Here is a 14,092-nt window from a genome sequence, read left to right as displayed (position 1 = left end):
CTCGCTGAATTTCCGTTCGCAGAACCGGCACCTCGTATGGTTGCCGTAGTTTTACGCGGCACCTAGGCTGACATTAACCGCCGAGCAACGCCGTTGGCCTGATAGGTAGAGCCGGCATGGTCGCGAATCGGATTCGCGCGAATCGACACCGTCCGTGCATGCGTCGATCGTGGGAACCGGCGAGACCGACATCATGTCCTTGTTGCAATCCGTGCCGCAATCATCATCCATCACCGATGATGTCGGTCCGCCTCCGAGCAACCCGGTCGAGCTTCCAGAGGAAGCGGTCGAAGCTGAGCTCGCCCAGGGCGATTTCGGCGGAGTGGGCGCCATTACCGCGGTGAACGCCGGCGGGTTGACTATCAATCTGCTGTTCGACACCGCAGCAATGAATGCGCCTGCGAGCTTCCGCGCCGGAATCCAGCAGGCCGCAGCAATTCTCGCGTCGGTGATCTCGGACCGCATCACCGTCAACATCAAGATCGACTACAGCGGCACCGGCGGCGGCGCCGCCGCGGGCCCTGACGGCGGTCAGTGGATGACCTATTCCAGCGTTAGGTCCAACCTCATCAACTACGCCAGCGCTGGAGACACAACCTTCAATGCCCTGCCTGCGGCGTCGAGCATCCAGGGACAGTCTTATGTGGCGGTCTGGAATTCGCAGCTGAAGCTGTGGGGCGGCCTTGGCGCCAATGACACGACGACGGACGACGGCAGCGCGACTTTCGCGACCGACATCAATTCGAATCTGCTGGTCGGCGTTGCCTTGCACGAGCTGACGCATGCATTCGGCCGCGTGCCTTACGGGCCGCAGCCGGACATCTTCGATCTCTTCCGGTTCTCGAGTCCGGGCGTCCGCCTGATGACCGGTGGCGCGACCGCCTCCACCGCCTATTTCTCCGTCGATGGCGGCGTCACCAAGATCGGCGATTACGGGCAGTCGTCAGATCCGAGCGACTTTCTCAACAGCGGCGTCCAGGGCGCCAACGATCCGTTCAACGAATTCTACACCTACAACACGCTGCAGACCCTCACCGCCGCGGATCTCAAGCAGATGGATGCGCTTGGCTTCCATCTCGTTTCCGCAACGCCGGTGACCATCGAAGCGCTGGGATCGATCAAGCTCGTTCAACTAGGCACGAGCTACTTCCTCAACCCCGTCGCAGGCGGCACCGGGCCGGTGATCAAGTTCGGGGGCATCACCGTTCAGCCAGGACAGCTCGGCGGCTGGAACCCGATCGCGGCCGAGACCAGCGGCAGCGGCTATCAGGTCGCCTGGAAAATGGCTGGCGCCGACCTCTACACGGTGTGGAACGTCGACAGCAGCGGCAACTATACCGGCAATGCGATCGGCGGTGTTTCGGGAGCCACAGCGGCGTTCGAAGCGTTCGAGACCTCGTTCCATCAGGACCTGAATGGTGACGGCACGATCGGCGTTCCGACCACTGTCATCGAGGCGCTTGGCGCGACCAGCCTCGTGCAGGCGGGCAACGGCTACTTCCTCAATCCGGTCGGCGGCGGTACCGGCCCGCAGGTCAAGTTCGGCGGCGCCAACCTCGTCATCGGACAGCTCGGCGGCTGGAACCCGATTGCTGCCGAGACCAGCGGCAGCGGCTATCAGATCGCGTGGAAGATGGCTGGCGCCGATCTCTATACGATCTGGAACGTCGACAGCAGCGGCAACTACACTGGCAATGCGATTGGCGCGTTCGCAGGTGGCTCAGCTGCATTCGAAGCGTTCGAGACCTCGTTCCAACAGGACCTCAATGGCGACGGCACGATTGGCGTCCCGACCACGATCATCGAGACGCTGGGCGCAACCAGTCTCGTCCAGGCCGGCAACGGCTACTTCCTCAACCCCGTCGGCGGCGGAACCGGTCCTCAAGTGAAGTTTGGCAGCGCCAATCTGGTTGTGGGCCAGCTCGGCGGCTGGGCGCCGATCGGGGCAGATGCCGTCGGCAGCGGTTATCAGATCGCCTGGAAGATGTCCGGCTCCGACCTCTACACGGTCTGGAACGTCGACGGCAGCGGCAACTACATCGGCAACGCGATCGGCGCCGTCAGCGGCAGCAACAGCGGACTGGAAGCGCTTGAGACCAACCTGCATCAGGATCTCAATGGCGACGGCACGATCGGCATCCCAACCGCCGTGATCGAAGCGCTCGGATCGACCAAGCTCGTGCAATCCGGATCGAGCTACCACCTCGATCCGATCGCCGGCGGCACCGGACCGCAGATCTCGTTCGGCGGCAGCGTCGTGACGGTCGGTCAACTCGGCGGCTGGAATCCGATCGGCGCCGATGTCGTCGGCAGCGGCTATCAGATCGCCTGGAAGATGACCGGCGCCGATCTCTACACCGTCTGGAACGCCGACAACAGCGGCAATTACATCGGCAATGCGATCGGAGCTCTCAGCGGCAGCGACAGCGCGCTGGAAACGCTCGAGACTAACCTTCATCAGGATCTCAACGGGGACGGCACGATCGGCGTGCCCGCGCACGCCTCGGCAGGCGTCCAGGCGATGAATGCCGGCAGCACCGACGTGATGCCGACCCTGCCCGGCCTCGGCTCGCCCTCGCAGGACAACTTCCACTTCGCCCATGATAGCAGCGGCGGCACGCAGATCTCGGGCGTCCCGGCTTCCGCTCCGGGCCCCCTTCCCCAATCCGTCCCGCTGGCTGGACACGACAGCTTCGTATTCGGCGAGCACTTCGGGCTGATCAGCACGCCCGGCTTCACTCCGGGCAGCGACACGTTCGTCGTCGATCACAACGGATTGTCGAGCCAATCGGCGCCGCTGACATGGCTTCACGACGTCACCGCAGGCCGTGCGGTCATCACCGACGCGGCGCAGGATGCGATGACGATCCAGCACGTTTCGGTGGCCGACCTGCTCGCGCATCTGTCGAGCTTCCACATCCTCTGAGCCACAAACCTCGGGCTACGGGGCCGGCGACAGCCGGAATGTCCCGTCATGTCCTGGGGGGCAGCACTGCGGCTGCGTCACAGTGGCAACCAGATGGGGGCAATCGTGGCCGGATCGGATGCTACCCACGATTGAAATTGATCGGCCTGGTCCAACCATGACGTATGGCGGGAGCCGCCATTCTTCGGTACGATTTTATACAAGATCGCGGAGCATCACGGCACGGTGCTTCATTTCCATCTCTCCGTCGGTTTCCATGACGGGTCATCATCGTTGCATCCATGCTATCCCAACCGAATCGCGCCGACGAAATCTCCCAGTCCCGACGCGAGGCCGCACAGTCCCTCATCTTCGATCCCGTGGCCGACAATCATCACGAACGAGACGTGCCGCTGCGACCTGGACCTGGTGACGTCGACGATGTATCGCCATCCGCCGTCGCGCAGCCGCAGCATGGTCCGTCCGCTCCTCTCCCCTTGCCGTCCAGCGCCGAAGCCGCGACCGACACCGCCACGCAGGGCGATGGCGAGCCGACGCCGGTCACCCAGTGGAGCAGCATCAACGTGGAGGCCCATGTCAGGGCGCAGCACGCGGCTAAGGCAGCCACCACCTGGACGGCCGTCGTCGGCTCGTCCTGGCAGGTCATTCAGGAGAGCACCTTCAATCCGCCCGCGCCTGCCGGTGTTGTGACAACCGAGACGACGCATGTCGTCGAGCATGGCATCAGCGCGAGCGCCGTGGCGCTGTCGACCGGCGCCGAACCATGGTTCGGCGCGGGGGCATTGCTGCAGACCTGGGCGCTTGGCGAACCTGTGCAGGGCGGATCGGCACAGGTCAGCCCGAGCTCAGCGGCTCATGGATCACTTCAGGACGCGGTGACGGAAGCCGTCACCTCGGCGGTCGGTGCGCAAGGGGCGACGAGCGCCCAGGTCGTGCAGGCGCTGGGCGGTAACTCCACCGGCGTGACGGGAGCTGGCATCAAGATCGGCGTGCTGTCCAGCAGCTTCAACAATCTCGGTGGCGCGGCGGCCGACGAAGCCAGCGGAGCCTTGCCTTCGGACTCCAAGATCCAGATTCTCAAGGACATGCCATCCGGCGGGACGGACGAAGGCCGTGCGATGATGCAGGTCATCCACGACATCGCCCCCGATGCCAGCCTCGCCTTCTACACGGCGTTCCAAAGCGAGCAGGATTTTGCCAACGGCATCATCGCCCTCGCCAATGCCGGCTGCAAGGTCATCGTCGACGATGTGAGCTATTCGGACGAGCCCTTCTTCCAGAACGGCGTTGTCGCTCAGGCGATTCAGACCGTTCAGGCGATGGGCGTGACCTATGTCACCTCGGCCGGCAACAACGGAAGCTCGGCCTACCAGACGTCATGGACGGCGACCTCGGGCAGCATCGGCGGGAAATATTTCGATGGCAATGCGCTGAGCTTCGGCGGCAGCATCGCGCAAACCATGACCGTGACCGCAGGCGCGAGCCTGCTCGTGCAATGGGACCAGGCCTGGGGTCAAGACACATCACACCTCGCGGTCGACGTGTTTCAGAATGGACAGTTCCTCGGATACGTTACAAACAATTCTTTGAACCCGTGGATTGGTTTGCGTTTCTCGGTCTCGGGCACCTACCAAATCGTCATCGCGAACACAGGATTTACTCCTCCCTCCATGATCAAGGAGATCCTGGCAGGCAACGGCGCACCGGTTTCCATCAGCGGCGCGAACGTCGGCACTGTTTTCGGTCACGCGATGACACCAGGGGTGATCACCGTCGGAGCGGTGAACAGTGCCAATACGCCGGCCTTCGGCGCAACAGCCGTCTCGGAAAGCTTTTCGTCATCGGGAGCCGGGACAGAGATCCTGTTCGCCAATGACGGCACGCGCCTTACCACGCCGCTTCAGCTCAACCCTGTTGTGGTGTCCGGCGTCGACAACATCGCGACGACGGTCTCCGGCATGACCGACTTCTACGGCACATCCGCGGCTGCGCCCACCGTCGCCGCGATCTCGGCCTTGATCCTGACAGCCAACCCGACGCTGAGCTCGGCGAACGTTTCGGAGATCCTGCAGCAGACCGCCGTGCCGATGGCCAATTCCGCCGTGGCCGGTGCAGGCCTCGCCCAACTCAACCCGGCGGTCAGTTCGGCGCCGTATTTTGCCAACACGGTCCTCGAGGCTCTCGGATCGATCAGCCTCGCCCAGGTCGGCGTGATCTACGATCTGAACACCATCGGCGGAAGCACCACGGTGGCGCTGCGGTTCAACGGCGCGAACGTAGTGGTTCACCAGCTGAGCAACTGGATGCCGATCGGCGTCGAATCCAACGGCAGCGGCGGCTACGAGGTCGCGTGGAAGTTCCAGGGGCAGGATCTCTACACCGTCTGGAACGTCGACGGCGCCGGCAACTACACGGGCAACGCGATCGGCGCCGTGTCCGGAAGCTCGACCTCGTTCGAGACGTTCGAGACCTCGTTCCAGCAGGATCTGAACGGGGACGGCAAGATCGGCGTGGCGAGCACCGTCATTGAGGCCATGGGCGCCACCAGCCTCGTCCAATCCGGCAGCAGCTATTTCCTCAATCCCGTCGCCGGCGGCACCGGCCCCCAGGTGAAGTTCAACGGCTCCACAGTCGCGCCGGGACAGCTGGGCGGCTGGACCCCGATCGCCGCCGAAGCCGTCGGCAGCGGCTATCAGATCGCCTGGAAGATGGCCGGCTCCGACCTCTACACGGTCTGGAACACCGACAGCGGCGGCAGCTACACCGGCAATGCCATCGGCGCCGTCAGCGGCAGCAGCAATGCGCTGGAAATGCTGGAGACCAATTTCCAGCAGGATCTGAACGGCGACGGCACCATCGGCATTCCGAGCACGGTGATCGAATCGGCCGGATCGACCAGCCTGGTGCTCGCCGGCTCGAGCTACTTCCTCAATCCGGTGGCCGGCGGCACCGGTCCGCAGATCAAGTTCGGCGGCAGCGTCGTGACCTTCGGTCAGCTCGGCGGCTGGAATCCGATCGCTGCCGAGACATCCGGCAGCGGCTATCTGGTCGCCTGGAAGATGGCCGGCTCCGACCTCTATACGGTCTGGAACACCGACTGCAGCGGCAACTACACGAGCAACGCGATCGGGGCCGTGGCGGGCAGCTCGGCCTCCCTCGAAGCCCTGGAGACCAGCTTCCACCAGGACCTGAACGGCGACGGCACCATCGGCGCGCCGAGCACGACGCCCAGCGGCAGCGTGATCGAGGCCCTGGGGTCGACAAGCCTGTCCCTTTCCGGCACGACCTACCTGATGACGCCCGTGTCCGGTGGCACGGCAATCCCCGTGACGTTTGGCGGCAACATCGTCGTCGCCGGCCAGTTCGGCGGCTGGGCGGCGATCGGCGCGGAGGCCTCGGGCAGCGGCTATCAGATCGCCTGGAAGATGGCCGGCTCCGACCTCTACACGGTCTGGAACACCGACAGTACCGGCAACTACACCGGCAATGCGATCGGCGCCGTGGCAGGCAGCTCGGCCTCCCTCGAGGCCCTGGAGACCAGCTTTCACCAGGACCTGAACGGCGACGGCACGATCGGGATTCCGCCGTCCGTCAGCGCGCTGACGGCGACCGCAATGACCGCCAGCACGTCTGCAGGCACCGACTTGGTCCTCCCCTCGCCGTCCTTCAGCGGCAATCTCGTCGGCTTCGGCAGCACCGCAGCCCAGATCGACCTCAAGAGCATCGCCTTCACGTCGCTGCAGACGCATTTCGACGAGGCGAGCGGGGTACTGTCGCTGAGCGACGGGACGAACAGCTCATCGCTGCACTTCGTCGGGCCGCTGTCGCATGACAACTTCCACTTCACGGCGGACGGCCAGGGCGGCACTTTGATCTCCAGCGCCGCCGCGCAAGAGCCCGGCACGGCGTCTCAGCCGGTGTCGCTGCAGGGGCATGACACCTTCGTGTTCGCGGCGCATTTCGGCCAGGCGAGCATCGCGGACTTTACCCTCGGCACCGACAAGATCGTGTTCAGCCAGAACCTCTTCGCCGACCAGTCGGCGCTGCAGGCGGCGATCCATGACGATGCGGCGGGCAACGCGGTCATCACCGATGCGGCACTGGACACCATCACGATCCAGCATGTTTCGACGGCCGAGCTGCTGTCGCACCTGTCGAGCTTCCACCTGGTCTGAGCCGAGCGGCGTTGCGGACCGGCGACACGGCTAACGACCGCCGGACCTCCCGCGGGCGTTCACGACGGCGGGCGAGGTAGATAACGGCTCGCGCCAGGGCGGCTCTTGGCCTATACGGCGCCGAGACCGCTTGAGACCGTGAGTTCAATGCCCCCGCCCCGCTCCGCTTCGCCCCGCCGCCTGCTCTACGTGGCCAACGAGGATTACGCCTTTCTGATGCACCGGCTGCCGATGGCGCGGGCGGCGCGCGATGCTGGCTATGAGGTGCATGTCGCGACCAACGTCAACGCGGGCGAGGCTGCGATCGCTGCCGAGCGCTTCGTGCTGCATCCGATCCCGTTCCGGCGCGGCGGGCTGTCGCCCTCATCGGCCATGCCCACGATCCGCGCGATCCGTGCCGTGGAAACGGCGATCCAGCCGGACGTCGTGCACCATTCGGGTCTGCAAGCCAGCGTGCTCGGCTCGCTCGCCGCGCTCGGCCAAGCCACGCCGGTCATCAACGCCATGACCGGCATGGGCTATATCTTCACGTCGTCGAGCTGGCGCTCGCGCCTGCTCAAGCAGGGCCTGCTGTGGCTGCTGCCAAAGCTGATGAACCGGGCGCCGAGCTGCGTGCTGGTGCAGAATCCGGATGATCGCGACGCGCTGCAGGCGATGGGCGTGCGCGCCGACAAGATCACGCTGATTCCGGGCTCCGGCGTCGACACCGACCGCTTCCAGCGGCTGCCCGAGCCGGATGGGCCGATCACCTTCGGCTTCGCCGGGCGCCTATTGACGGACAAGGGCATCCGCGCGCTGGTGGCCGCCCACCGGATGCTGCGCCAGCAGGGCCGCGACGATCAGCTGCTGATCGCCGGGTCGCCCGATCCAGCCAACCCGGCCTCGGTGTCTGCCGAGGAGATGGAAGCCTGGCGCCACCAGCCCGGCATCACCTTGCTCGGCCAGATCAAGGATATCACCGAACTCTGGCGGCGCTGCCATGTCGCGGTGCTGCCCTCGCATCGGGAAGGGCTTCCCGTCAGCCTGCTGGAAGCTGCCGCCTGCGGCCGACCGCTGGTGTCGACCGATGCTCCCGGCTGTCGCGAGATCGCGATCCATGGCCAGACCGGGCTCTCGGCGCCGGTCGAGGATGCGGCCGCCCTGGCGCAGGCGATGCTGCAGCTGGCGACCTCGCCCGAGCTGCGCGCGCGCTACGGCCAGGCGGCCCGGCAGCTCGTCGAGGACAAGCTCTCGGCCAGGATCATCGGCCGTTCCGTCGTGGCGCTCTATGATCGCCTCACCGTGGCTAAGGACACGCGCCGATGATCGCCACCCCAGCCGCCAATGCCGCCCTGATCGCCCTGCTGGCGGCCGTGATGTGCGCCGTCTCGATCGTGCTGCTGCGCCCGCTGCTGCAGCGTTATGCGCTGGCTCGGCCGAACGCGCGCTCCTCGCACAAGATCCCGACGCCGCAGGGCGCCGGGATTGCGGTGGTCGGTGCGACGCTCGTGGTCGGCGGTGCCTTTGCATCCGTGCTCGGCTTTGCGCCGCTGACGATGCTGTTCGTCGCCGTGCCGATGCTGGGGCTGGTCGGCCTGGTCGACGACATCAGGCCGATCCCGGTGCTGCCGCGCTTCATCCTGCAGGGTCTGGCCGTCGGCCTCGTCGTCTTCAGCGCGCCTGATGATCTCCGCCTATTTCTGATCCCGTTGGCCGTCGAGCGCACGCTGCTGCTGATAGCAGGCCTGTGGTTCGTCAACCTCGTCAACTTCATGGACGGGCTCGACCTCATGACTGTGGCCGAGGCGGTGCCGATCACCGCGACGCTGGTCCTGTTCGGCCTCTCCGGTGAGCTGCCCTGGCCGCCGACCGCCATCGCGGCCGCGCTATGCGGCGCCATGCTCGGCTTTGCGCCCTTCAACCGCCCTGTCGCGGAAGTCTTTCTCGGCGACGTCGGCAGTCTGCCGATCGGCCTGCTGCTCGGCTGGGGCCTGCTGCATCTGGCCTGGCAGGGATACATTGCCGCCGCATTGCTGCTGCCGCTCTATTATCTGGTCGACGCCACCTTCACCCTGCTGCGGCGGATGGCGCGGCGCGAGCCGTTCTGGGCGGCGCACCGCACGCACTTCTATCAGCGTGCCACCGACAACGGCTTCACGGTGGCCGCCGTCGTGCGCGAGGTGTTCATCCTCAACATCGCGCTTGCGGCGCTCACCATGCTCTCTGTGGGGCTGCACTCCCCGGCAGCGGACGCCATCCTGGTCGTGTTCGGTCTCGGCGCCGTCACCTGGGTGTTGAGCCGGTTTTCCCGGCCACGCCGCTGAAGCTCAGGCTGCGCTCGAGCCGAACTCCGGCACCGCATCCTTCAGCACCGACTTGATCGTGATGGGATCATTGCGCCCGATCGCCTGATCAAGCGCCGCGATCCACGCCTTCAGTGTCGGCATCGGCGGCTCGTTCGGCGTCGCCGCCATGATCCCGGCGACGCCGATCTCGACCGGCGGCTCCTCGCTCGCGAACAGGATCTCGTTGAGCCGCTCGCCCGGGCGGATGCCGGTGAACTTGATCTCGACGTCGTAGCCCGGCTGCAGTCCCGACAATCGGATCATGCGCTCGGCGAGCTCGACGATACGCACCGGCTGGCCCATGTTGAGCACATAGACCGAGACATCCGGCCGCTGCGGCGCCAGCGCATGCGAGGCCGCGGTGATGACGAGGTCGCAGGCCTCGCGGATCGTCATGAAGTAGCGCACCATATCCGGATGCGTCACGGTCACCGGACCGCCGGCCTCGATCTGCGCCTTGAACTTCGGCACGACGGAGCCGTTCGACGCCAGCACGTTGCCGAAGCGCACCGAGATCAGCCGCATCGGCGGCCGCCCCGCCGGCCGCTCGGCGAGCTGGCGGTCGAGCGCCTGGCAGTACATCTCGGCGAACCGCTTGGTGAGGCCCAGCATCGACACCGGCTCGATCGCCTTGTCGGTGGAGATCATCACCATCGCCTCGGCCCCCGAAGCGACAGCAGCATCAGCCACATTGATCGAACCGAAGATGTTGGTCTTGACGCCCTCGCTCCAGTCACGCTCGAGGATCGGCACGTGCTTAAGCGCCGCGGCGTGGAACACCAGATCCGGCTTGAACTCGCCGATCAGCGCAAACACCCGGTCGCGGTCGCGGATGTCGGCGATGCGGCCCTCGACGGCGACGTTCGCCTCGGGCTCGGCCGCGAGCGCCTCGGTGATCGCATAGAGCGCCGGCTCGGAGTTTTCGAGAATGAGCAGCCGCGCCGCACCGAACGCCACGACGCGCTGGCAGATCTCGGCCCCGATCGAGCCGCCGCCGCCGGTCACGACGACGGCCTTGCCGCGCACCAGCGCTTCCAACCGGCCGTAGTCGATCTTGTGACTTGGCCGCAGCAGCAGGTCCTCGACGGCGACCGGCGCGAGTCGCGGCGCATCGCCACTCTCCAGCGACGGCAGCCGGCTGACGATCAGGCGCAGCCGCCGCGCGCGCATCAGGAAGGTTTCCGGATGGCAGTCGGGCTCGAATGCGGTGGGCATCATCAGCGCGCGCGCGATCGGCCGGTCGCGCCGGGCAAAGTCGGCCGCGACGTCCTCGACGTCATCCATGCCGCCGAGCACGGGAACGCCGCGGATCAGTTGGCCACGATCGGCCGTGGACGGCGAGAGAATGCCGATCGGCCAGATCCGCTTGACCGCTCCACTCTCGATGCCCCGCAGCACGACCTCCGCATCCGCCGCGCGGCCGATCAGAAGCGCCGGCGCGGCATCTTCGGATCGCGCGTGCCGTCGCACCCGCGTGTAGCGGAAATAGCGATAGGCGAAGCGCAGCGTGCTGAGCGCAAAGATCTCCAGGAACCAGAACAGGATGATCGTGAGCTTGCCGAAGAAGAACGTGCCGCGCACGTTGGGCGCGACGATGATGTAGTCGAGCACCAGGAAGGCGAGCGCCAGCACGGTGGCGACCCGCACGATGTTGAGCGCGTCCGGCAGCGAGGTGAAGCGCCACTTGGTGGTCAGCAGGTTGGAGAAATAGAAGACGACGAAGCTGAAGGCGATGAAGTAAGGCAGGATCTGCAGCAGCAGGGGCACCCGATCCCAGAACGTGCTGGCGCCTTCGAAGCGGATGTAGAACGCCGCAAACAGCGCGACGATGCTGGCCAGGAGGTCGTGGGCCGCGATCAGCAGGTTGCGTGAATTGAGTTGCGACAGGCGCGTCATGGCGTGACGGCCCCCTGCCCCGCGTCGGGCTTCGTCCGTGATCGCAGCACCATGCCGCCGGCGACGCCGACGCCGATCACATACATCCACCCCTCGTGGAAATCGAAGATGTGGGAGTTGAACAGCGAGGTGAAGATGTTCTGCACAACGACGAGCAAGCCGATCCAGGGCACGAGGCCGTCGCCCCGGAACAGCAGCAGATGCACCGCCCACATCGCGTAGAGAATGACCACGCCGAGCGTGCCCCACTGCACCGCGACGTTAAGCGTCTGGTTGTGGGGATTGCCGACCACTGTGCCGGCGGCAAGGTCCGTGCGGCCGCTCGCGGCCAGCTCGAACAGATGACGCGTCGAGCCCGAGCCATGCCCGATCAGCGGCGCATCGGCGAAGAAGTGCAGCGATTTGCGCCAGAACTCCAGCCGCTCGCCGATCGAGGTGACGCCGCGGTCATTCCTGTAATCCTGGTACTGCTGCGTGAACGTCGACACCTTCTGCTGTAACTGCGGCGAGACCGACCATGCGGCCAGGCCGATCACGACAGCCGTGACCGCGATCATCAGATTGGCCCGCCATTTCAGGTGGATCAGGCCGAACACGGCGAGCAGGATGGGGATCGTGACCAGCGCCGTGCGCGAGACCACGATGAAGATCATATTGGCGAGGAAAGCAATCATGATCGCGGTGAGAATGCCGGCCGGCACGAAGCGACGGGCGCGCAACAGCTGCGCGATCGGATAAGCCAGCGCCACGGCGCACAGCGAGAATTCCTGGCCCTGATCGATGTAGTTCTTCACGAAGATGCCGCGGTCGGCGTTCGCCTTCAGCGCCAAGGCCGGATTGAACGCGACCGCCGTCGACATCACGACCATCAGCACGCAGGAGGCGAGAAAGGCCGTGAACACCCACAGGCCCCGCTCGGAGCGCTGGAAGTGATAGAGCAGCGCCGGCAGCACCAAGAGTTTCGCGGCTGGCCCGACCGCGTAGAGCCGCGCACCCCAGGCCGCGTCCGACCACAAGGTGCCGACCAGCGCCAGGACGAACAGCGCGATCGGCGCCAGCGAGATCGGCTGCTTCAGGATCTTCAGCAAACGGTCGAGGTCGAGAAACGGCACCATCGTGATCAGCATGACGACGCCGAGGATCGACACCAGCGAGGTCGACCATGGCAGCGAGGCGGCCAGGAGAATCGCCACGACGTCCACGGTGGTCCGCCACGCAGCGGGATCGCGCCAGCGGCGGGCCAGCACCGCCGGGCCGGGATGACCTGCGAGCGCGCTCATCGCTGATCGCTCCGGGCGCGGTCCACCAGCGCCGTCGTACTGTGTCCCTTCAAGATGTCGATCAGGAGCACCTGGCCGCCCGAAGCTTCGACGACCTCGTGGCCCACCACCTGCTCGCGCGTATAGTCGCCGCCCTTGACCAGCACGCTCGGCCGGACCAGCTCGATCAGCCGCAGCGGCGTGTCCTCGGCGAAGATCGCGACGAGATCCACCGCCTCCAGCGCCGCCAAAACCTCAGCGCGGGCGCGCTCGTCCTGCACCGGACGGCTCTCGCCTTTGAGGCGCTTCACGGAGGCATCGCTGTTCAGCCCGACCACCAGACGGTCGCAGGCAGCGCGCGCCGCCGTCAGCACCTTCACATGGCCGGGATGCAGAATGTCGAAGCAGCCATTGGTGAAGCCGATGCGTAGCCCCTCCGCGCGCCACGCCGCGACGCGGGCCGTGAGCTCGCCATCACTTTCGATGATCTTCTCCTCGGCCGCCCGATAGGCATGCGGAAGGATCTTTCGGCGCAGCTCAGCTGAGGTGACGCTGGCCGTGCCCTGCTTGCTGACAGCCACCGCCGCAGCTGCGCTCGCCATCCGCAAGGCGTCCTCCCAGGCCGCGCCGGCTGCTAGCGCCGCCGCGAGCACGGCAACCACCGTATCGCCGGCGCCGGAGACGTCGCGCACCTTCACCGGATAGGCCGGCACGTGAACCGGATCGCCCTGGCGCGGCACCAGGGTCATGCCGCGCTCGCTCTGCGTCACCAGGATGGCTTCGCAATCCGCGAGGTAGATCGCGTCCTGCGCAGCGACTGCGATCTCCTGCTCGGTCTCGGCACGGCTGCGGGTCGCCTCCGAAAACTCCTTGCGGTTCGGCGTCAGCACGCTGGCGCCGCGATAGATCGCGAGATTGGCACTCTTGGGATCGACGATCACACGCTTGCCGGCCTTGCGCGTGGCGTCGATCACGTTGCGCAGCACGCGCGCGGTCAGCACGCCCTTGGCGTAGTCCGACAGGAGCACGATGTCGACCCGCGCGATCAGCGGCAGGATCGCCGCGATCAGCTTCTGCTCGATGTCTTCAGATGCCGGCGCAGCGCGCTCCCAATCGGCGCGCAGCATGTGCGTCGAGAAATGCTCGGAGACGAAGCGGACCTTGCGCGTCGTCGGCCGCGAGGGATCGCGCACCAGCACGGGCTCGATGCCGTCGACTTTGGCAAGCTCGGCCTCGAGCTGATCGCCCGCTGCATCCTGCCCGACCAGGCCGACGAAGATGCAGCATGCGCCGAGCGCGGCGATGTTGCGCGCGACATTGCCGGCCCCGCCGATATTGGTCTCGCTGCGCTGGACTGCGATGACCGGCGCGGGCGCCTCCGGCGAAATCCGCGACACCTCGCCATAGACGAACTCGTCGAGCATGAGGTCGCCGACGCACAGCACCGTCTGGCGGGCGATCGCTTGCGAGAGATCGTCAAAGTCGAACATCAGCGGCGGTCTCGGTGCAGTG

General features: G+C 66.0%; 8 protein-coding genes. 4 read left to right on the top strand and 4 right to left on the bottom strand.

Annotated elements, in window-relative coordinates:
• The first annotated feature begins 193 nt into the window (after positions 1–193).
• Positions 194–2,926 (top strand): NF038122 family metalloprotease, encoded by a 2,733-nt coding sequence (locus tag BRAD285_RS08845; RefSeq protein WP_050886711.1) that lies wholly within the window; start codon positions 194–196, stop codon positions 2,924–2,926.
• 284 nt (positions 2,927–3,210) lie between these two features.
• Here the strand turns inward: BRAD285_RS08845 and BRAD285_RS35315 are convergent, their stop codons facing one another.
• The gene (locus BRAD285_RS35315) at positions 3,211–3,381 is read right to left on the bottom strand and encodes a hypothetical protein (protein WP_157681676.1); all 171 of its coding nucleotides are present in this window, start codon (positions 3,379–3,381) and stop codon (positions 3,211–3,213) included.
• 21 nt (positions 3,382–3,402) lie between these two features.
• On the opposite strand from BRAD285_RS35315, the gene BRAD285_RS08840 reads away from it, so the two are divergent.
• The 3 genes from BRAD285_RS08840 (at position 3,403) to BRAD285_RS08830 (ending at position 9,404) form a co-directional block, all read left to right on the top strand.
• A complete protein-coding gene (locus tag BRAD285_RS08840) occupies positions 3,403–7,101 on the top strand; it encodes a S8 family serine peptidase (RefSeq protein ID WP_244421994.1) in 3,699 nt (1,232 codons plus the stop codon).
• 147 nt (positions 7,102–7,248) lie between these two features.
• Positions 7,249–8,406: a glycosyltransferase family 4 protein gene (locus BRAD285_RS08835; RefSeq protein WP_035644184.1), complete on the top strand. Its 1,158-nt coding sequence runs from the start codon at positions 7,249–7,251 to the stop codon at positions 8,404–8,406.
• The gene (locus BRAD285_RS08830; protein WP_006608978.1) at positions 8,403–9,404 is read left to right on the top strand and encodes a glycosyl transferase; all 1,002 of its coding nucleotides are present in this window, start codon (positions 8,403–8,405) and stop codon (positions 9,402–9,404) included. The genes BRAD285_RS08835 and BRAD285_RS08830 overlap by 4 nt, the downstream gene beginning before the upstream one ends.
• 3 nt (positions 9,405–9,407) lie before the next feature.
• On the opposite strand, the gene BRAD285_RS08825 is transcribed toward BRAD285_RS08830, so the two are convergent.
• Genes BRAD285_RS08825 through rfaE1 form a run of 3 tightly spaced genes read right to left on the bottom strand, consistent with a single transcriptional unit; the run spans position 9,408 to position 14,070 of the window.
• Positions 9,408–11,321, bottom strand: coding sequence for a nucleoside-diphosphate sugar epimerase/dehydratase (locus tag BRAD285_RS08825; protein ID WP_006608979.1), 1,914 nt, complete (start codon positions 11,319–11,321; stop codon positions 9,408–9,410).
• The gene (locus BRAD285_RS08820) at positions 11,318–12,601 is read right to left on the bottom strand and encodes an O-antigen ligase (protein ID WP_006608980.1); all 1,284 of its coding nucleotides are present in this window, start codon (positions 12,599–12,601) and stop codon (positions 11,318–11,320) included. Before BRAD285_RS08820 ends, BRAD285_RS08825 begins: the two co-directional genes overlap by 4 nt.
• Complete coding sequence (gene rfaE1 / locus BRAD285_RS08815; protein ID WP_006608981.1) at positions 12,598–14,070, bottom strand: D-glycero-beta-D-manno-heptose-7-phosphate kinase; 1,473 nt, start codon at positions 14,068–14,070, stop codon at positions 12,598–12,600. The genes BRAD285_RS08820 and rfaE1 overlap by 4 nt, the downstream gene beginning before the upstream one ends.
• Positions 14,071–14,092: the final 22 nt, after the last annotated feature.

The organism is Bradyrhizobium sp. ORS 285 (genome assembly GCF_900176205.1).
Taxonomy (GTDB): Bacteria; Pseudomonadota; Alphaproteobacteria; order Rhizobiales; family Xanthobacteraceae; genus Bradyrhizobium.
Note: the sequence above shows the minus strand (reverse complement) of the source record. Positions and strands in the feature narration are given on the sequence as shown.